This window comes from Streptomyces thermospinosisporus (genome assembly GCF_039526425.1).
GTDB lineage: Bacteria > Actinomycetota > Actinomycetes > Streptomycetales > Streptomycetaceae > Streptomyces > Streptomyces thermocarboxydovorans.
Window position 1 is genome coordinate 85,522 of record NZ_BAAAIZ010000090.1, and the last position, 19,783, is coordinate 105,304.

Annotated in this window: 15 protein-coding genes; all 15 read left to right on the forward strand. The window is 70.2% G+C overall.

Annotated elements, in window-relative coordinates; all coding sequences use genetic code 11:
• Positions 1-82: 82 nt before the first annotated feature.
• The 15 genes from ABD207_RS25915 to ABD207_RS25985 all read left to right on the forward strand — a co-directional run bounded on the left by ABD207_RS25915 (position 83) and on the right by ABD207_RS25985 (position 19,779).
• The gene (locus ABD207_RS25915) at positions 83-709 is read left to right on the forward strand and encodes a glycosyltransferase family 2 protein (protein WP_344015565.1); all 627 of its coding nucleotides are present in this window, start codon (positions 83-85) and stop codon (positions 707-709) included.
• Positions 709-1,041 (forward strand): DUF1360 domain-containing protein, encoded by a 333-nt coding sequence (locus ABD207_RS25920; protein ID WP_344015566.1) that lies wholly within the window; start codon positions 709-711, stop codon positions 1,039-1,041. The genes ABD207_RS25915 and ABD207_RS25920 overlap by 1 nt, the downstream gene beginning before the upstream one ends.
• A gap of 193 nt (positions 1,042-1,234) precedes the next feature.
• Positions 1,235-3,022, forward strand: coding sequence for a hypothetical protein (locus ABD207_RS25925; protein WP_344015567.1), 1,788 nt, complete (start codon positions 1,235-1,237; stop codon positions 3,020-3,022).
• A gap of 19 nt (positions 3,023-3,041) precedes the next feature.
• A complete protein-coding gene (locus ABD207_RS25930) occupies positions 3,042-6,251 on the forward strand; it encodes a 2'-5' RNA ligase family protein (RefSeq protein ID WP_344015568.1) in 3,210 nt (1,069 codons plus the stop codon).
• A 195-nt stretch (positions 6,252-6,446) separates the two neighbouring features.
• Positions 6,447-8,216, forward strand: a complete 1,770-nt coding sequence (locus tag ABD207_RS25935; RefSeq protein ID WP_344015570.1) for a major capsid protein — start codon at positions 6,447-6,449, stop codon at positions 8,214-8,216.
• Positions 8,217-8,288: 72 nt separating this feature from the next.
• Positions 8,289-9,173, forward strand: a complete 885-nt coding sequence (locus ABD207_RS25940; RefSeq protein WP_344015571.1) for a hypothetical protein — start codon at positions 8,289-8,291, stop codon at positions 9,171-9,173.
• 11 nt (positions 9,174-9,184) lie between these two features.
• Entirely contained in the window at positions 9,185-9,856 is a 672-nt protein-coding gene (locus ABD207_RS25945; RefSeq protein ID WP_344015572.1) for a hypothetical protein, read from the forward strand.
• Between the two features lie 10 nt (positions 9,857-9,866).
• Positions 9,867-10,661: a hypothetical protein gene (locus ABD207_RS25950; protein ID WP_344015573.1), complete on the forward strand. Its 795-nt coding sequence runs from the start codon at positions 9,867-9,869 to the stop codon at positions 10,659-10,661.
• Positions 10,658-11,155: a hypothetical protein gene (locus ABD207_RS25955; RefSeq protein ID WP_344015574.1), complete on the forward strand. Its 498-nt coding sequence runs from the start codon at positions 10,658-10,660 to the stop codon at positions 11,153-11,155. The genes ABD207_RS25950 and ABD207_RS25955 overlap by 4 nt, the downstream gene beginning before the upstream one ends.
• A 2-nt stretch (positions 11,156-11,157) precedes the next feature.
• A complete protein-coding gene (locus ABD207_RS25960) occupies positions 11,158-11,535 on the forward strand; it encodes a hypothetical protein (RefSeq protein ID WP_344015575.1) in 378 nt (125 codons plus the stop codon).
• Between the two features lie 41 nt (positions 11,536-11,576).
• Complete coding sequence (locus tag ABD207_RS25965; RefSeq protein ID WP_344015577.1) at positions 11,577-12,059, forward strand: hypothetical protein; 483 nt, start codon at positions 11,577-11,579, stop codon at positions 12,057-12,059.
• Between the two features lie 17 nt (positions 12,060-12,076).
• Complete coding sequence (locus tag ABD207_RS25970; protein WP_344015579.1) at positions 12,077-12,292, forward strand: hypothetical protein; 216 nt, start codon at positions 12,077-12,079, stop codon at positions 12,290-12,292.
• Positions 12,285-16,931 carry a hypothetical protein gene (locus ABD207_RS25975; protein WP_344015580.1) on the forward strand — a complete coding sequence of 1,549 codons (4,647 nt, stop codon included), beginning with the start codon at positions 12,285-12,287 and terminating at the stop codon, positions 16,929-16,931. Before ABD207_RS25970 ends, ABD207_RS25975 begins: the two co-directional genes overlap by 8 nt.
• Positions 16,931-18,877 carry a hypothetical protein gene (locus ABD207_RS25980; protein ID WP_344015581.1) on the forward strand — a complete coding sequence of 649 codons (1,947 nt, stop codon included), beginning with the start codon at positions 16,931-16,933 and terminating at the stop codon, positions 18,875-18,877. The genes ABD207_RS25975 and ABD207_RS25980 overlap by 1 nt, the downstream gene beginning before the upstream one ends.
• A complete protein-coding gene (locus ABD207_RS25985) occupies positions 18,877-19,779 on the forward strand; it encodes a hypothetical protein (RefSeq protein ID WP_344015582.1) in 903 nt (300 codons plus the stop codon). Before ABD207_RS25980 ends, ABD207_RS25985 begins: the two co-directional genes overlap by 1 nt.
• Positions 19,780-19,783: the final 4 nt, after the last annotated feature.

Sequence of the window (19,783 nt, forward strand, 5' to 3'; positions counted from 1 at the left end):
GGAAGCTCGTTCCCGCGAGGGAATGAAGCCCCGGCCTTCAGGCCGGGGAGATGTCACGGTCAGCTACGTGCACCCAGGCTGGGTGCAGCACACCTTCATGCAGTCGCTGCTCCTCACGCTGGAGCACGACCGACGCGCTGCCACTCCAGTCATCCGCGGGGTCATGCCCGTCAGGTACCGGCCGGCCGGGATCGCCCACGTCCGTAACGAGGCCGTGCGTACCTTCCTCGCCGGGGACGCGGAATGGCTGTGGTCCGTCGACACGGACATGGGGTTCCGCGCTGACACCCTGCACGCGCTGCTCGCCGCAGCCGACCGTGAAGAGCGGCCCGTCGTCGGGGCGCTGTGCTACGGGCTCGTCGAGGAAGAACCCGACGACATGGGCGGCATGACGACCCGCGTCTTCCCGACCCTGCACGGCTGGTCGGATGAGATGAAGGCATTCACGGAGTGGGAGGGGCCGGTGCCGCGGGGGCTGGTGCGGGTGGCGGGCACTGGCGCCGCGTGCCTGCTGGTCCACCGGTCGGTGTTCGAGCGGGTGGAGGCCGGCGCGTGGTTCGATCCGATCGTCGACGGCGCCGGAAACGTGGTGGGTGAAGACCTGTCATTCTGCTGGCGGCTCGGGGCCGCGGGGGTTCCGGTGTACGTGGATACCCGCATCCCGACCAGCCACCAGAAGCATGTATGGATCAACGGGATGGCGGGCTGATGGATCTCTGGCTCCTGCTCATCGTGATGTCCCTGGCCACCTACCGGCTGACCCGGTTCGTCGTGGAGGACACCTTCCCGCCGATGCTGTGGGTGCGGCACAGGCTGGTGGGTGGCTGGACGGGCCCGGACGGGGAGACGCCCGTGTACAGGGCGCGGTGGGTGCCGCAGTGGCTGGCGGATCTGCTGTCGTGCCCGTACTGCGCGTCGGGCTGGATCGCTGCCGGGGTCACCGCGGGTGTGTGGGCGGTGGCCGGGCTGCCGGTGCCGCTGCTGTGCTGGGTGGCGGTGTGGGCGGTGGGTGGGCTGCTCGCCGCGCAGGAGTGGGCGTGACCTTCCCTCCGGGGGTGGTGCGCGCTGTTGTAGGCCGTAGCCTTGGCGCGGCGGAACCCGCCGGGTTCCGGGGGATGGTGGGCGAGGGCCGCCCGCGTTGGCTCGTCACGGGCGGCCCTCACTCCCTCCCGGAATGATCTTCTGGTGGTCGTGCCTAACCTGCGCCCCATACCCGCTCAGCAGGAGGACGGCCGTGGCTTGGTGGCACTACATCACCGGACGCAACAGGCTGCCCAGCCTCCCCGAACCCCAGCCGCAAGCCGTCACCGCCGCCGCCGCGCCCGTCAAAGAGCCGCGCACCGAACTGCTGCGTACCACCGACATGTGGCAGGAAGAGGTCTGGCAGTACCACGACAGCCTCGGCGAGTTCCGGTACGCCACCGACTGGGAAGCCAAGATGCTCTCCCGCGTCCGCCTCTACGCCGCGAAGCTCGAGCCGGGCGCCGACGAGCCCGTCCGCGCCGAGGCGGGCACCGCGGTCGACCTGATGACGCAGGTCGCCGGCGGGCCCGCGGGGCAGGCGCAGATCATGGACGGGCTGGGGACGCAGCTCGCCGTGCCGGGCGAGGGATACATCATCGTCGAGAACATCGACGGGGTGGAACGCTGGTCGGTGCGCAGCATCGACGAGGTGCGTGCCGGGCGCGGCGGCTACGAGGTGATCGACGAGAACAGTCCCACGTCGGGCTACAACTGGCGGCCGCTGTCGCGGGACTCGCTGCCGCCGATCCGGGTGTGGCGGCCGAACAAGCGCTACCACCACCTTGCGGACTCGCCGGCGCGGGCGGCCCGGTCGACGATGCGTGAGCTGGAGCTGGTGAACCGGCACATCACCGCCCAGTACCTGTCCCGGTTGGCGTCGGCGGGTGTGTGGCTGGTGCCGGACGAGATCAGATTCCCGGTGCGGGAGGAGTTCGCCGACGCCGAGGATCCGTTCATGGCGGAGTGGATCGAGATTGCGGCGGAGGCGATCCGCACGCCGGGGACGGCGGCGGCGACGGTACCGATTCCGATCAAGGTGCCGGGCGAGTACGTCGACAAGATCAAGCATCTGGACTTCACGCTGAAGATCGACGACAAGATCATCGAGAAGCGTGAGTCGGCGATCAAACGCCTCGCCACCCAGCTCAACATCCCGCCCGAAGTCCTCCTCGGCATGGGCGATCTGAACCACTGGAACGCCTGGGCCGTCGACGAAACGTCCCTGAAGGTGAACATCGCGCCCGACGCGGAGATCATCTGCCAGGCCATCACCACCGGCTACCTCCAGCCCCGGCTCCGCGCCTCCGGCGTCCAGGACTGGGCACAGTGGGTCGTCTGGTACGACATGTCCGAACTCACCCTCCGCCCCGACCGGTCCGACCAGGCCATCCAGCTGTACGACCGCATGGAGATCGACGGCGCCGCCCTCCGTAGGGAGACCGGCTTCGACGAGTCCGACAAGCCGTCCGACGAGGATCTGCGAGAGCAGGCCCTCAAGGTCATCATCAAGACCCTGCCGTCCGGCGCCCCGTCGGCGCTGCCGCTGCTCACCGGCCAGCACATCGACACCACCGACACTGACGTCAACGAGCCACCCCGCAGCGGCGCCCCGACTGCGGAGCCGGAGCAGGCGCCTCGTGACGCACCGAACGGCGGCGAACCCCCGCCCGAGCAGCAGGCGCGGCAGGCGGCGGAGGCAGCCCGCCAGGAGCGGCTCATCCAGCAGGCGCAGGCTCTCCACGCGGTGCGGTTCTCGGCGGGCCGGCCACCCGAGCTGCTGCACCCGCCCCTGTGCACGCAGCACGCCTACTCGTGCCCGTTCACACACGCCGCGCTGAAACTGCACAGCGCACCCAGGCCACGCACCTCCGGCGTGTACGAAGCGAGGTTGGACGCGTTCGGCCGGTTCAAGATCGGGCAGCATGCGCCGCTCATGGACCTGCGCGGCTTCTTCACGACGACCCGGAGCGCCAATGGCTACGCTCACAGCCGCAGCTGACTCTCACACCCAGGGCGGCATGATCGCCCTCATACCGTCCGCCGAGGACGCGGCCCGCCTCGCAGTCGCCGGCGGCGAAGCCCCGGAGGAACTGCACCTGACGCTGCTGTTCCTCGGCGACGACGGCGGCGCCTGGACCGAAGCCGAACGCGACGACCTCGAGCAGACCATCCGCCTCACCGTGGAGGACCGCGGCGTAGGCCCGGTGCACGCCAAAGCGTTCGGCGCCGCCCACTGGAACGCGGGCGGCGACTCCCCGTGCTGGGTGTGGAGCATCGGCGACGCCGAGCCCGGAGGCATCGGCCGGTCCGAGACGCTGCAACAGGTCCGGGGCCTGGTCATCGAGGCGCTCACCCAGTCGAGGACCCCGGACGTGCCGCCGCAGCACACCCCGTGGGCCGCGCACGTCACGGCCGCCTACAGCGGCGACCCGGCACTCCTGCCCGAACTGGAGCAGCGGCTCGGTCCGATCACGTTCGACCGGATCCGGCTGGCGTTCGGCGACGACGACCGGGACATCCCGCTGATGAGCGGCCCGGTGACCGCGTCCGCCGGCCGGCTGCGCCGCCAGCCCACCGAGTTGGAGACCCGCGCCGGTGTCGACTTCGCCGCCATGGACGAGGCGTGGCACACGGCGGTCGACGACACGCTCGCCGCGTGGGCGGACATCGTCGACGGCCAGCGGAAGGAGATCGTCGCCGCGGTGCAGGCCGCCGCCGAGGCGGAGGACCTCGACCGGCTGACGACACTCGAGGTGGACACCGACCCGGCCGCGGACCTGCTGTACAAGCGGATGCGTGCCTACGCCGAGCAGGCCGGCCGGGCACTCGAGCGGGAGGCCGAAGCGCAGGGCGTCACCATCCCCGACTGGTCGCTGGATGACGAGGCCGTCACCGCGGCGGCGTTCCGGGACCGGATCCGGCAGATCGCCCGCACCACGGCCCGCCTGCTGGGCGGGAACCTTGTCGCGTCGGGGGTGCGTGCGGCGATGCGCTTGTTCGGGTCCGGCAGCCCCCGGCAGGTGGCCGGTCAGGTCGACGACCACCTGGCCGGTCTGTCCGACGCGAGTGTCAGGGATGCGATCGGCGGCGCCATGAGCGCGGCGCAGAACGAGGGCCGCATGGCCGTCCTCGCGGTCGCCCCGCGTGGCACGTATGTGGCGAGCGAGGCCCTCGACAAGAACTCATGTCAGCCGTGCCGGCGGGTGGACGGCACCCGCTACAGCTCGCTGGAGGCGGCGCGGGCCGCGTATCCGACGGGCGGCTTCATCGACTGCCTCGGTGGGCCGCGCTGCCGGGGCTTCATCGTCGCCGTGTGGAACGAGGACGAACCCGACGATGAGCAGCAGGCCGCCGGAACGATCATGGCAGTGGCGGCGGCCACAATCCCACCGACCGATCACAAGCAGGGAGGCACCGTGTATCGCACTGTGCAGGATCACCCGGACTGCGGTGCCGATACACCGTGGGCCGTCGTCGACGAAGAGGGCGACCTCAAGGGCTGCTACGCCACGCAGGAAGAGGCGGACGCCGCGTGCGAGGGCATGCGCGGCGACGACGATGACGCCAACGAGGACACCCCCATGCCCGACGATGGGATGGACTATGCGGGCGAGGTCGCTCCGTGGGAGGGCCCGCTCGCGGTGGAGGGCATCGTCACCGGTGATGGCCGCGAGTTCGCGCCGGGCGCCCTGACGTGGGCCGACCTGCCGGTGCCGCTGCGCTGGAACAAGGAAGACTCCCACGGCGGTGAGCCGCGCACGACTGCGGTGAACGTGGGCCGTATCGACCGGATCTGGCGCGACGGGCAGCGCATCATGGGCGCGGGCGTCCTCGACCTCGGCAGCGACGACGGCCGCGAGGTGTACCGGAAGATCCAGGGGCAGTTCCTGCGCGGCGTCAGCATCGACGCCGACAGCATCTCGGACGCGGACGTGGAGTTCGTGTTCCCCGACGACGTCAACGCCGGCACCGGCGACGACGGCGAGCCGGACATGTTCGAGATGCTGTTCGCGCAGCCGGAGAAGGTCATCTTCCACGGCGGGCGGATCCGCGCTGCGACGCTGGTGGATATCCCGGCGTTCGCCGAGGCGTATATCGCGCTGCTCGACGAGCAGGGCGCGGTGGTCGCCGGCGGTACCCCGGTGACCGAGGCCGAGCTGGCGCGGCTTCAGGTGCAGGAGATGGGCGCGGTCGGCACCCACGACACCGCCACCTCGGACGGGGACTGGGACGGGCCTGCGAACGAGAAGCGTCTCGAGGCGCCGCTGACGGTGGCGAAGGTCAGGGCCGCCTACGCCTGGTACGACGGCAGTGCGGTCGAGGACGGCGAACTTCCCAAGAGCGCAGCGAAGTTCATCCACCACGAGATCAACGCGGACGGCACCGTGGGCCCGGCGAACCTGACCGCGTGCTCGGCGGCGATCGCCGCGCTGCATGGCGCGCGGGGCGGGACGAGCATCCCGGAGGCGGACCGGCGCGGCGTGTACGAGCACGTGGCCGCGCATCTGCGGGACGCGGGGCGGGAGCCGGAGCCGTTCCGGGCGCTGCACGCGGTCACCGCGTCGGGGGAGGTGTGGCGGCCGCCGGCGGAGTGGTTCGCCGACCCCAAGCTCAGCTTGCCCACGCCGATCACTGTCACGGACGAGGGCCGCGTGTACGGGCACGCCGCGCAGTGGGGCTCCTGCCACATCGGGCAGGAGGGCGTGTGTGTGCAGCCGCCGCACGAGGAGGAGCACCCGTACTACCGGACTGGTGAGGTGGTGTGCGCGGACGGGTCGCGGGTGGCGGTCGGTCAGATCACCGTGGGGACCGGGCATGCGCCGCTGCATCTGGGGGCGGGCCCGGCGGCGGAGCACTACGACAACACCGGCGCCGCTGTGGCGGATGTGGCCGTGGGGAACGACCAGCATGGGATTTGGGTGGCGGGTGCGATCCGTCCGGGTGCGGACCCGCTGAAGGTGTACGAGTTGCAGGCGGCGGGGCAGGTGTCGGGGGACTGGCGGCGGATCGGCGGGCAGCTTCGGCTCGTGGGTCTGCTGGCGGTGAACGTGCCTGGGTTCCCGGTGCCGAAGATGCGGGCGCGGGTCGCGTCGGGGCAGCCGCAGGCGCTGGTGGCTGCGGGCCGGCCGACGGTGGCGTGGGGGCGGTCGCAGTCGGATCTCGAGCGTGAGGCGGTGCGGATCGTGATGCGTATGCTGTCGCGCCGTGTCCACCCCGGAGGGAGGTAAGCAAACATGTGCAGTTGCAACAAGAAGAAGCGGCCGGTGCCGCCGCCGCCACCGCCGTCAGGCTCCTGACCTTTATAAACACCAGCCCGGTAAAGGGAATTGACCTTTGCTGGGATGTGTGCTATTGCGCTAACCTCCGGTCGAAGGCGCCACCATGACGGGCGCAAAGAACCCCCTTCGAAACCGGAGGACACCGTGGCCGAAGAGCTCTTCAGCGCCCCGTCCGACCTGACCCTCACCTCCGACGACGACCTTCGCGACCTCGAGGCCCGCGCCGTCGCCGAGTTCGAGCGCATCAACAACCCCGAGGGAGAAGTCGACCCGGAGACGCTCCAGTACGCACTCCGCCTTACCGACGACCTCGACCGCATCCGCGCTGAACTCTCCGTCCGTGAAGTCCGCGCCCAGCGCGAGGCCGAGATGAAGCAGGCCCGCGTAGCCGAGCAGCTCTCCCAGCTCCAGGCCCGCGTTCACGGCACCCCCGCCGCCCAGCAGCAGGCCGAGCCCGCACCCGCCGTCGACCCCGAGGCCATCGCCGCCGCCGCCGCACGCGGCGTCACCGCCGGCATGGCCGCGCTGATGCTCGACCGCAAGGGCGGCAGCGTCCGCCCCGAGGAGATCGCCCGCCGCGCCACCGCCTCCCTCGCGGAGACCGCGGCCCACGCGCCGAAGCCCCCGGTCAAGGAGCAGCGCCTGGCCATCACCGCCTCGGTCGACATCCCCGGCGTCGCCCGCGGCGGCGAACTGTCCACGTTCGAGGCTGTGGTCGACGTCGTCGGCCGAAAGGCCAAGAGCATGCCGGTCACCCGCGGCAACCCGAGCTACCAGACGGTCGCGTCGATCCGGAACGAGTTCTCCCACACCGTCGACTCCCGCACCACGCCGGCCGAGGTGGAGGAGCTGTTCCGCTACCTCACCAAGCGCGAGTCCGGGTTCGACGCCGAGGCGCTCGTCGCCGCCGGCGGCTGGTGCGCACCGTCGGAGATCCGCTACGACTTCTTCAACATCGCCGGCAGCTCCGGGATGATCGACCTGCCGACGTTCGGTGTCACCCGCGGTGGCGTGCAGTTCCCCGTCTCCCCGTCCCTCGCGGACGCCATCGACGGCGGCGCCTTCGCCCCCTTCGCCGAGGCGTTCGACAACACGTCGAACCCGTGGCTGTGGACCGAGGCCGACGACATCGCCGCCGCCACCGGCTCCCCGACCAAGCCGTGCGTGCGGGTGCCCTGCCCGGACTTCAGCGAGGAGCGGCTCGAGGCATACGGCATCTGCCTGACCGCGGGCAACCTCGCCAACGACGCCTACCCCGAGGCGACGGCGAACATGATCCGCCTGCTGATGGCGGCGCACGACCACGCCATCAACGCCCGCCTCATCGCGCTGATGGTGGCCCGCTCCGTCGGCCCCACCACCATCGGCGGTGTCACCACCGACTCGGCCGCCCCGCGCATCTTCAACGCCGCCGCGCTCGCCGCGACCGACTACCGCGAGCGGTACGGCATGGCCCTCGAAGACACCCTCGAGGTCGTGTTCCCCGCCTGGGTGCGGGAGGTCATCCGCGCCGACCTCGCCTGGAAGGCCGGCGTCGACCTGCTCGAGGTCGGTAACGCGCAGATCGACAGCTACTTCACCTCCCGGAACGTGCGCCCGCAGTGGGTGGACGACTGGCAGGTCCGCGGCGCGAGCCAGTTCGGCAACAGCTCGGTGATGACGGCGTGGCCGCAGACGGTCGACTTCCTGATCTACGCGGCCGGCACCTTCCTCCACGGCAACGGCATGAGCCTCGACCTCGGCGTGGTCCGCGACAGCGTGCTGAACGAGACCAACGACCACACCGCCGCCTGGTCGGAGGAGGCGCACCTGGTCGCCCGCGTCGGCCACGAGTCCCGCCGCTACACCGTCCAGTTCAACGTCAGCGGTCAGGCCGGCGGCGCGGTCGCCACCCCGAACGGCGCCCACGTCTAAGACCCCTCCAGCCCAAGGAGGGGCGACGCAATGGCGTCATGGCGATCGCTTACAGGAAGGTGGTGAACACGCATGGCTCGTCAGATCGTCGACCCACCCGTGTTCACCGCCCTGCCCCACGGGCTGTGGGACGTCGCCCAGCAGCCGAGTGTGTCCGGCACGCACTGGCAGAACGGGATCACGTGGACCGAGCGCTGCCCGGTCGGCGCGACCACGTTCGCGCAGTGCATGGCCGTGTCCGGCACCGGGGAGGCGCCCGTCCCGCCGGAGAAGACCGGCAACGTCGAGCAGACGAACCGCGGCGCCACACCCTTCACGGTGTACGCCCGGTTCGACTGCTCGCCCGTCGGTCTCCCCGACGCCAGCACCGTCGCACAGTCGGCGCTCGCCCGCGTCGAGCAGCACCAGCTCGAGACCGCGTTCTGGACGGGCGTGGCCGGCGGGCAGCCGGTCGTGTACCCGCGGCTGGCCGCGGATGCGGAGGTGCTCGACGACCAGGGCGTCGTGCTCCAGCCGGCCGCGTCCCCGGTGGTGACGGGGGCCGGTGATCCGGCGACCGCGCTGGGTGTGCTGGAGCAGGGGCTGGCGGACTGCTACCGCGGGCAGGGCGTGATCCATGTGCCGCGGCGGGTGCTGCCCACCCTCGCCGCGTGGAAGCTGGTCAAACGCCGCGAGGAGGACGGCCGGCTGGTGACGGTCGGCGGGAACCTCGTCGTCGCGGGCAGCGGCTACACCGGCAGCGGACCGGACGGCAGCCCAGCGGCCGCCGACTCGTCGTGGATCTACGCGACCGGCGCGGTGTTCGGCTACCGCTCCGACGTGTACGTGTCCACGGTGCGTGACTCCCTCGACCGCTCCACGAACACCCTCAGCATGCTCGCCGAACGCACCTACGTGATCGGTTTCGAGTGCTGTCTGTTGGCCGCACACATCGCCCTGGGCGTGCCCACCGAGTAGGAGAATGATCAATGGCAACCCACTCCACGTGTGCCACCCCGATCAAGGGCACGCACATGCGCATCATCGAGCTGGACGCCTGTGGCGTGCCCGTCACCGGGGCGGGCGGTCAGGTGTCCGTCACCAAGGGGTTCGTGCAGGTGAGCATGGAGCCCCAGTACGAGGACGGCACCGAGTTCTTCGAGCGGACCGCGGACGGTACGCCGTGCGTCAACCAGAAGGACGACCCGACGCTGAAGAGGCTGAACCTCACCTCCCAGTTCTGTGAGGTCAACGTGTCCGCCGCCGCGCTGATGATCTCCGCGCGGGAGTTGACCACCGGCACCCCCACCACCGGTACCGGTTTCGCCCTGGCCGAGGGCAACCCCACCCGCCGCTACAGCCTGGAGGTGTGGCAGGAGGTCGCCGGTGCCGGCGCCTGCGACGCGTCCGGACAGCAGCGGTACATCTACAACGCGTGGCCGAATGTCGGCGCGACGCAGCTCGGCTCTTACGTGGTGGAGAACGGCCGCTCCACTCTGGAGACCACCTCGGAGACGCGGGGTGCGACCGCTCAGTGGGTGGCGCTCGTGGGCGCCTCCTACCTGCCGGCCGGGGAGACCATCGACCCGGACGAGCACTGGGTGTGGAACGTGACCACGACCCCGCCGCCCACCATCGGCTGCGACCCGACCACCCTGTAAGGCGGCCTGAGTGACCGCACAGTTCGGTCCCTGCGCCGACTGGCCGGTGCAGTGGACGTGCGATGTGGCCACCCTCAACCCCGCGGTGACGGGGTTGGCGGTGGCCTCCGCCACAGAGACGCTGTGGGCGTTGACGGGGCGGAGGTTCGGGCTGTGCGAGGTTACGCTCAGGCCGTGCCGCCGTGACTGCTACACCGGCCAGTTCTACGACGACTTCGGCCCGCCGTGGACGGGGTCCCGCTCGTATCCGCAGCCCGCGCTGATCGGCGGGCAGTGGTTCAACCTCACCTGCGGCACGTGCACGGACTGCGCGTGTTCGGTGGTGTCGGAGGCGCTGCTGCCGGCGCCGGTGCACTCCATCGTCGAAGTGAAGATCGACGGCACGCCGCTCGTCACCGGGGCGTACCGGGTGGACAACAACCGGCTGCTGGTGCGCACGGACGGCAAGTCGTGGCCGCGCTGCAACGACCTCGCACGGGCGGACAGCGAGCCGGGCACGTGGTCGGTGACCGCCCGGATCGGGCAGGAGCCCCCGGAGGGTGCCGCGCTGGCGATGGGCGAGCTGGCGTGCGAGATCGCGAAGGCGGCGGACGGGCAGGACTGCCGTCTCCCGCCGGGGGTGCAGCAGCTGATCCGGCAGGGCGTGACCATCAGCTACCCGGACGTGGGGGAGCTGTTCGCGAAGGGCCGCACCGGCCTCTACCTCGTCGACATGTTCGTGGCGACGTGGAATCCGTCCGGGCTCCGCTCGCGGTCGCGTGTGTACCGGGTCGACGCACCGACGGTACGGAGGGCCGGCACGTGATCTCCGGGCCGCTGAAGTGGTACACGGTCGCCGCCCGCCTGGAGCAGGCGGTGTACGCGACGCTGTCGGACACGCCGCAACGGCACGGTGTCGTCCCCGGCGCAATCGCGTGGGACGCCTGCGATTGCGGCATGCTCGCCGTGTCGATCGCCCAGGTGTACCCCAGCGAGGACTTCCCCATCCCGCAGCCCGCGCCGGTCGGCTCGTGCCACGCCCCGTGGGAGGTCGGCGAGGTCGTGGTGCAGGTGATCCGCTGCGCGCCCAACCCCGAGGGGCAGAATCTGTGGCCGTCGACCGCCGCCCTCGACGCCTCGGCGCGGCTCGTCGCGCAGGACGCCTACGAGACGCTGCTGGCCGTCTCCACCGAGCTGTGCACCATGAGCAACACGGGCGACATCAGCGAGTACCTGCTGCGCCCCCAGGTCGTGCAAGGCCCGCAGGGTGGCTGCGTCGGCTCGGAGCTGCGGGCGCTCGTGTCTCTGCCGAGGAACTAGTCATGCCGGTCCTGCACATCGACTGGGCGGCTGTGAACGGCATGCTGAACTCGCCGGCCGGGCTGGTGGGCCGGGACTGCCAGAAACGCGCCGACCGTGCCGCGGCCAGGGCGCGGCAGTTCGCGCCGGGCAGCATGAGCGAGCGGATCGCCCCGCCGGTCGTGCGGGCCGGCGCCGGGGGCCCGCACGCGGACATCACCGTGCGGCACCATGCGGTCGGCTACGTCATCAACGGCACCCGCCCGCACCAGATCCGGCCCCGCACCCGGCAGGCGCTCCGGTTCACCGTCGACGGCCGGATCGTGTTCGCGAAACTGGTCAACCACCCTGGGACGAGCCCGAACGACTTCATGAACAAGGGCTTGGAGGCGGCCCTCTAGCTCCGGAATGATCATGCCGGGTGGGTGCTTACGGTCCCCACATGACCGAACTCCTCACACCCCCGGCCCCGAACGGCAGCGCCCCTCCGCCTGCCGCTACGACGCGGGACTTCACCCGCCCCCGCAAGCGCATCACCTTCACCATCGACGACGACACCTTCGAGGCCACGCCGGCGCTGCCCGGCGAACTCCTCGTCGAGTTCGTCACCGCCTACAACGACACGGCGAAGGTCGAGAGCATCGCCGAGCACGTGGCGCTGCTGAAGCAGGCCCTGAAGTTCGTGCTCCTGCCCGAGTCCTACGAGCGGTTCTCCGCCCGGCTGAAGGACCGCCACAACCCGATCGACGACGACCAGCTCGCCGACGTCGTGCTGTGGCTGCTGGAGCAGTACGGACTCCGCCCTACCGCGCCGTCGCAGCCCTCGTCGGATGGGTCGCCGAGCCCGGAATCTGGCACCAGCTCGACGGAGAGTACGCAGCCCGAGGCGCCGACTTCGGAAGCCTCCCAGCCGACCGGTTCCTGAACGCGATCTACTACGAGATGCTCCAGCGGCTGATCATCCACGACGGGCAGTCCGAGGACGCGGCGCGCGCCAAGCTCGACGCCGACCTCGGCGTCGACGCATGGGGTCTGCCCGGTCGCGCCCACCGTGAGATGAAGCCGCCCGCCGAGCCGGGCGCCCCCTGGTGGTGGCAGGGCGCCGAGGACGCCTCCCAATCCTTCCTGGCCGCAATGGGGGTGATCCTCGATGGCTGACCTGATCGGGTCCGCCACCATCCGGGTCGACATGCGGACGGCGGACGCGGTCCGCTCGCTGCGCCGTCTCCAGTCGCAGGCTGACGGGCCGCTGCGCCAGTTGCAGAACCGGGTCAGGGCGGTCACCCGAGACCTGAACCGGATCGGCGACCACACGGTCCGAGTGCGCGTCGACGTCGATACTGGGGCGACCGCGGCCGCATCAGCGGCGCTGCGGGACCTCCGCCAGGACGCGCAGCAAGCCGGCCGCGCGCTGGGCACCCTCGCCACCAGGGCGGCCACGGCGACCGCTGCACTGACCGCGCTCGGGGCCGCCGCGCGCTCGCTGCGCGGCGACATGGACGACCTCGATCAGCGGATCCGCCGTACCGGCGACGGCATGAACAACCTGCGCGGTCGGCTCGGCACGGTCACGACGGCCGCCAGCAGCGCGGGCAGCGCGATGGAGGGTCTGGGGTCTGCCGCGCTGATGCTGGCGCCGGCGCTCATCCCGATCGCTGTGCAGGCCGCGCCGATCGCCGCGTCGCTGGGGGCGGCGGCCGTGGCGCTCGGCGCCTTCGGTGCTGCCGCCGCCGGGCAGGCGTCGGCGATCGGTGAGGCCGGGGAGGCGGAGAAGAAGTACCGGGAGGCGATCGACGAGCACGGCCGCTCCTCGAAGCAGGCGGCGGACGCGGAGCGGGCGTGGCTGCGGCAGCTCAGTGAGATGCCGCCGCAGACGCGGGTGGCCGCGACCGCTCTGTCATCGCTGAAGGACCAGTACCGCGAGTGGTCGGACGCACTGGCGTTCAACACGATGCCGGTGGTGACGCGCGGCATCCACATGCTCGCCTCGCTGTTCCCAAGGTTGACGCCGACGGTGAAGGGCGCCAGCCGGGAGCTGATGAGGATGCAGGACATCCTCGCCGGCGGTATGCAGGCGCCCGGGTTCGATCAGTTCATGCGGAACATGGCCCGGTTCTCGACGGGTGTCCTCGAGCGGGCGAACGACGCGCTCGTGCGTTTCATGCGCACCGCCAACACCGGGGCGGCGGCCGGCGGCGCGAGCCAGTTCATGGAGTTCGTGCGGGCGAACGGCCCGCTCGTGCGGGACACGCTGGCGAACCTGGGGCAGGCGCTGCGGAACATCCTCGAAGCTGCGTCGAACGTCGGGCCTGGCCTGCTCACCGTGGTGAACGCGCTCGCCGGGCTGGTCGCCGCGGTGCCGCCCGGTGCGATCACGGCGATGCTGCAACTCTCCCTGGCGATCAAGGCGGTGCGTCTGGCCGCGGCGGGCATGACTGCGGTCTCGGCGGCTGCGACGGCGTTCGCCGCGTCGGTCGGGCAGATGCGCACGGCGGCGGCGGGCGCCACCGGTGTGCTGCCCCGCCTCGCCGCGGCTATCGGCGCCATGTCGCGGGCAACAAAGGTCGCGGTCGCAGGCACGGGCATCGGCCTGCTCGTGATCGCGCTGTCGGAGCTGGCGGACATCGGCAAGCAGGCGCCGCCGGACGTCGACCGGCTCACGTCCGCGTTCGGCAGGCTCGGCCGTTCCGGGCAGGTCGTCGGCGAGGCAGCGAAGGCGTTCGGCTCCGACCTGGGCGACCTGCACGAGAAGGTGTCGGCGCTGACCGATCCGTCGAACGCGGAGAAGGTCCAGCAGTGGATCGTGACCCTTGGCGGGATCGGTGACTGGGATTCCACCCCGGTCAAGCAGGCCAAGGAGCAGATCGAGTCGATCGACACGGCGCTCGCGAACCTGGTGAAGGAGGGCCGCGCGGATCTCGCGGCCGCGGCGTTGAAGCGGCTGACCGCGGAGTACGGCAAGGGCGGCCGGAACACCAAGGACTTCACCAAGAACTTGGACGGCTACAAGGAGGCCCTGGCCGATGCCAAGTTCGAGCAGCAGCTGATCGCCGACAGCATGGGCCTGTTCGGTGAGCAGGCGGGCCGGACGTCGGCGAAGCTGAACGAGCAGAAGGCCAGCGCGGACGGGCTCAGGCAGGCGATCCAGGCCCTGAACGACGTCAACCGGTCTGCGCTCGGCGGGCAGATCGCGTTCGACGCAGCCATCGACGCGGCCGCGAAGGCAGCGAAGGAGAACGCTGGCGCGCTCAACATGGTCGGTGGCGTGCTGGACACGAACAGCCCGAAGGCGCAGGCTGCCGCGTCCGCGCTGAACGACCTGGCGGCGAAGACCGATGAGGCCGCGGCGTCGGCGCGGGAGAGCGGCCAGTCGTGGACGTCGGTCAACGCCATCTACGACCGGGGCCGGGCGGCGCTGATCAAGACCGCGATGCAGATGGGCCTGACCCGCGCCGAGGCGAAGGGTCTCGCGGAGCAGCTCCTGAACATCCCCGACGTGAAGACCCGCGTCCAGATGGAGAAGGAGGACGCGCAGCGCGGCCTTGAGGAGTTCAACGCCGCGGTGAAGAAGACGCCGGGCGCGAAGTCCGTCACGCTGAACACCCTGTCGAAGGGTGCGGAGGCGATCCTCGAGTCGTTCGGGCTGAAGGTGAAGCGGCTGCCGAACGGCAAGGTCACGGTGACCGCGCAGAACGGGCAGGCCCTGTCGGCGATCAAGAACGTTCAGGGTGCGTTGAGCCGGTTGCCCAAGTCGCGCCGCATCAACATCACCATCAGCCACTTCACTAAGCGCACCCAGCGGATCGTCACCGAGTACCAGACCCGCTACCTGACGGGCCGCTCACAGCACGACATCGTCGGCGCCACCGGCGGCCTGTACACCGGCGACAGCTTCAAGTACCGGGGGAGGCGCGGCTACGCGGTCGGTGGCCTGGTGCGCGGCCCCGGCACGGGCACGTCGGACAGCATCCCGGCGCCGTTCCTGTCCAACGGCGAGTTCGTCGTCAACGCCAAACAGACGAGGCAGCATCTGCCGCTGCTGCGCGCCATCAACGACGGCCAGTTGGGTATGGCTGGCGGCGGCATGATGGGCGCGGGCGCGTCGGTGGGCGCGGGCCTGGTGGCGGGGATGACGTCGGCGCTGCGGTCGGTGGAGGCGGCGGCTCGTGACCTCGCCGGGGCGGTGACGACCGGCGTGGAAGACGAGCTTCAGATCGCGTCGCCGTCGAAGAAGATGAAGGCCCTGGCGAAGGACGTCGGCAAGGGCTTCATCCAGGGGCTGACGGGATCCCGCGACAAGATCAAGTCGGTATCGAAGGATCTCGCGACGGACGTCAGGGCGGCGTTCTCGGGGCGGCGTGAGACGGCGCTGATCCGGATGATCGACCGGAACACCAGCCGTCTGCTGTCGGCGGCGTCGAAGCGTGACGCGCTCGAGAAGAAGATCGCGGAGGCGGAGAAGTTCGCGAAGGACACCGCTTCTCGGGCGGCGTCGACGGGCAGCCTCGCCACGATCATCAGCAAGGACGCGTTCGCCCCGAAGTGGGTCGAGAAGCAGATGAAGACGTCGCTCGCTGTGATCAAGAAGTTCACGGCGAACGTGCAGACGCTGCAGAAGCGGGGCCTGAACAAGAACCTGCTGCGGCAGATCCTGGAGATGGGCCCGGATGAGGGCGCCCAGTTCGCGCAGGCCCTGGTGCGCGCCGACACAGCGACGATCAAACGGTTCAACAGCCTTCAGTCGCAGATCTCCAGTGCGTCGACGAAGTTGGGCCGGTTCGGCGCGGGCGCCCTGTACGACTCCGGCAAGCAGGCGTCGAAGGGGTTCCTGTCCGGGCTGAAGGCGCAGAAGAAGGACATCGAGAAGCTGATGCTGTCCATCGCGAAGGCGATGCAGAAGAGCATCAAGAAAGCCCTCGGGATCCGCTCCCCGAGCACGGTGTTCGCGGAGATCGGCCGGAACATCGGTGATGGTCTGATCGTGGGGTTGGACGCGGTGGCGCCGAAGGTCGCCGCGGTGGTGGAGAAGGTGTCCGCGAAGGCGGTGGAGTCGGCGCGGAAGGTCACCCCGAAGAAGTCCACCGCGAAGGCCAGGCCGAAGTCGGGGTTCGAGGCGGCGGTCGCCGAGCTTCAGCGGCTGGTGGACACCGGCAAGTGGAAGAAGACCGGCAGCCTGCTGTTCGAGGACATCAGTTTCCAGGGCATGTCGAAGAACTTTCAGCAGTTCCAGGTGAAGGTCGCGGACGGGTTCTGGGCTGCGGTCGAGGAGATCAAACGCGCCGTCAAGGCCGGGAAGATGGTGTTCGAGGACATGACCTTTAAGGGCATGTCGGCGAACGTGCTGCGCTTCCACGATGTGATCGCGCAGATCTGGAAGGGCAACCCCTACGGCCGGAACTTCGGCGACTGGGGGAACTTCGGCCAGTACAAGCAGTACGGCAAGTACGCCTCGGGCGGGCTGATCGTCGGGCCGGGGTCCGGCACCGCCGACCGCATCCCCATCATGGCCTCCAACCGGGAGTTCATGATGAGCAGCGCGGCCGTGCGGCACTACGGCGTCGGCACCATGGCCGCGCTCAACGCCATGCGTATCCCCAGGTCGGTGATCTCCCAGTCGGTTGCCACCTCCCGCAGCACGGGCGTGGCCTCCGCGTCGAGCGGCGATGTGCACATCCATCTGACGGTGCAGAACAACGGGGCGATCGGCTCGCAGATGCAGATGCAGGACTGGCTCGCCAAGAGCCTCGACAACCTGGCGCGCACCAACCGGCTGCCCGCCGGGCTGCGGAGGCCGTGATGGCGCTGTTCGACACCCTCGTCGACGACTTCGACGACGGCAGCGTTGATGCCGGGAAGTGGCCGAACAACTACAACACCGGCGGTGGTGGCGCCCCGTCGGAGACGGGCGGGCGGGCTGTCGTCCCCTGCGACACGGGGTTCGCGGCGTTCGCGTCCGCCGCGGCGTACACGCTCGCCGGCTCGCACGTGCTGGTGCAGATGTTCCCGCCCGCTGCCGGCGGGGCCGCGAGCGAGGCGTGGGCGCAGCTTCTGGTGCAGTCGACGACGCCGGGCACCGACGTCGTGTTCGAGGTGAACTCGGTCACCGGCGACCTGACCGCAGGGCTGCGCACCGGGTTCTTCGACCCGGGCGCGGTGTCGGCGACCTACGACCCGACCGCACACCGCTGGCTGCGCATCAGCGAATCGGGCGGAACGCTGGAGTGGGCGACGAGCCCTGACGGGTCGACGTGGACGACGTTCCGGTCGGATACGTCGCCGGGGTGGGTGAGCGACCCGGACCTTCAGGTTCAGCTGATCACGCACCGCGACTCGGGCACCCCGGACGTCGCGGAGTTCGACAACTTCAACACCCCGCCGCCTGCGTCGACCGCTGTGTTCGACGACCTGGTGGAGGACTTCGACGAGCCGGTCGTCGACACGAGCAAGTGGCCGAACAACTACAACACCGGGACAGGCGGGCTGCCGGACCAGGTCGACGGCCGCGGGCGGGTGCCGTGCGAAGAGGGCTTCGCCGCGTTCGCCTCGGACACGATCTACCGGTTGCAGGGGGCGCAGGCGCGGGTGCAGATGGTGCCGCCGGCGAGTACGGGCATGGCCGACGCCTACGCCCAGCTGCTCATCCTGTCCGATGTGTCCGGCACGCAGATCGTGTTCGAGGTTGAGGCGGTCACGAACCTGCTGTCGATGGCGGTCCAAGAAGGCTTCACCGACGAGGACGCCTACAGCATCCCCTACGACCCGGTCGCGCACGCGTGGCTGCGGATCCGTGAGCAGGCGTCGATCCTGTCGTGGGAGACCAGTCCGGACGGCCGGGAGTGGACGGTCCAGCACACGAAGGACGCGCCGGCGTGGACCGCGCAGAACAACCTGAGTGTGCAGTTGCTGGCGCACTGCACACCGCTCGTCACGGGCGCGCCGACCGGGGCGTTCGCGTACTTCGACAACTTCAACATCACGCCGACGCTGGCGTCGCGGTACACGGTCGCGGTGGACTGGCAGGGCGACGGCGACTTCGACGGCGCCCACGATGATGTGACCGCGGACGTGCTGGCGCGGGGCGCGGTGACGTTCTCCTACGGCCGGGATCAGGCGCGGCAGTTGGCGCCGCCGCGGGTGGGCACGCTGTCGATGAGCCTGTGCAACGCCGAGCGGGTGTACTCGCCGGAGAATGTGGAGTCGCCGATCGCGGACGACATGAGTCCGGCCGCGCCGGTGAAGGTCGAGACCGTCTACCAGGACACGCTCTACCCGCTGTTCATGGGCCGTGTCGACGATCTCGAGGTGCACCCCGACCGGGACAACCGCAGCATCGACATCACCGCGCTCGACCTGCTGTCGCTGCTCCAGGGCACGAAGATCTCGACGGAGCTGTATGCGGCGCAGCGCACCGGCGCGCTGATCGGGGTGATCCTCGACGCGGTCGGCTGGAGCGGCCCCCGCGACCTGGATTTGGGGGCGACGTTCGTGCCGTGGTGGTGGGCGGAGGAGACGGATGCGTTCCAGGCGCTGCAAGAGCTGCTGGCGTCGGAGGGCCCGCCGTCGATCGCCTACGTCGCCCCGGACGGCACGTTCGTGTTCCGGGACCGGCATCACCGGCTGCTGCGCTCGCAGTCTCTCGAGCCGCAGGCGTCGTTTGCGGCGGGCGCGTTCGGGGTGTGCACGACGGTGGAGGGGTACGGCGAGGGCGGCTACGGCGAGGGCGGATTTGGAGGAGGTGCCTGATGGCGGTGACACCGATCGCGTTCGGGACACGTCGGTGGGACGTGCCCCTGAACGCGGCGCTTGAGGATCTTCAGTCGCAGCTCGACGACAAGCTCGACGCGACCGGCGGCACTCTGTCCGGGGGGATCTTCGCCGACCTCGGCGAACGCGTCCTCTTCGCGAAGACCACGTCCACGACCGAGCACGCGGTCACCATCTACCAGGCCGCCACGTCCGGCTCGTCGGGTGTCGCCCTCAACGTGATCTCGGACAAGACCACCGACAGCGCCATGTACTTGACCGGGCACGAGACCAACCGCGGCACGTTGAAGATCACGCACCAGAATCCGGGGCCGGAGGACAACAGCGACGGCAGCGCGGCCGCGCTGTCGATCGACCTCCAGTACAACAACCAGGAGGGCACCGCCGCGCAGGGCATCTTCGTGACGGCGACGGACGGGCCGACGACGGGCAACCTGCTCGTGCTGCGGAACAACTCCCGTGACGACTTCGTGGTCAAAGGCAGCGGCAGGGTGGGTGTCGGTATGAGCATCGGGGAGGCGCCGGAGGCGTCGCTCGAGGTGAAACAACCCGACACCACCACCGTCGGCCTGGTCGTCACCGGGGCCGCCTCGACGACGTCCGCCCTGTTCCAGGCCAAGACGTCCGCCGGCACAGCCACCCTCGAGGTCGGCGCCTCGGGGGCGATCGTGCACAGAGCGATCAGCTTCTACACCAACTCCTTGCAGTTGGGGGCTACCTCATCTGACCTCGGCGGTAGCACGGGCGCTGTGATCGGCATGAAGAACGTGACGGCCGCGCCGAACAGCAATCCGACCGGGGGCGGGATCTTGTACGCCGAGGCCGGCGCACTGAAGTGGAGGGGCAGCAGTGGAACAGTCACCACAATCGCCAACGCCTGACGAC

What these genes read in the sequence shown, in the direction of transcription:
- ABD207_RS25920 (WP_344015566.1), top strand. Translation starts at nt 709, where the DNA reads ATGGATCTCTGGCTCCTGCTCATCGTGATGTCCCTGGCCACCTACCGG.
- ABD207_RS25930 (WP_344015568.1), top strand. Translation starts at nt 3,042, where the DNA reads ATGATCGCCCTCATACCGTCCGCCGAGGACGCGGCCCGCCTCGCAGTC.
- ABD207_RS25940 (WP_344015571.1), top strand. Translation starts at nt 8,289, where the DNA reads ATGGCTCGTCAGATCGTCGACCCACCCGTGTTCACCGCCCTGCCCCAC.
- ABD207_RS25945 (WP_344015572.1), top strand. Translation starts at nt 9,185, where the DNA reads ATGGCAACCCACTCCACGTGTGCCACCCCGATCAAGGGCACGCACATG.
- ABD207_RS25960 (WP_344015575.1), top strand. Translation starts at nt 11,158, where the DNA reads ATGCCGGTCCTGCACATCGACTGGGCGGCTGTGAACGGCATGCTGAAC.
- ABD207_RS25965 (WP_344015577.1), top strand. Translation starts at nt 11,577, where the DNA reads ATGACCGAACTCCTCACACCCCCGGCCCCGAACGGCAGCGCCCCTCCG.
- ABD207_RS25970 (WP_344015579.1), top strand. Translation starts at nt 12,077, where the DNA reads ATGCTCCAGCGGCTGATCATCCACGACGGGCAGTCCGAGGACGCGGCG.
- ABD207_RS25975 (WP_344015580.1), top strand. Translation starts at nt 12,285, where the DNA reads ATGGCTGACCTGATCGGGTCCGCCACCATCCGGGTCGACATGCGGACG.
- ABD207_RS25980 (WP_344015581.1), top strand. Translation starts at nt 16,931, where the DNA reads ATGGCGCTGTTCGACACCCTCGTCGACGACTTCGACGACGGCAGCGTT.
- ABD207_RS25985 (WP_344015582.1), top strand. Translation starts at nt 18,877, where the DNA reads ATGGCGGTGACACCGATCGCGTTCGGGACACGTCGGTGGGACGTGCCC.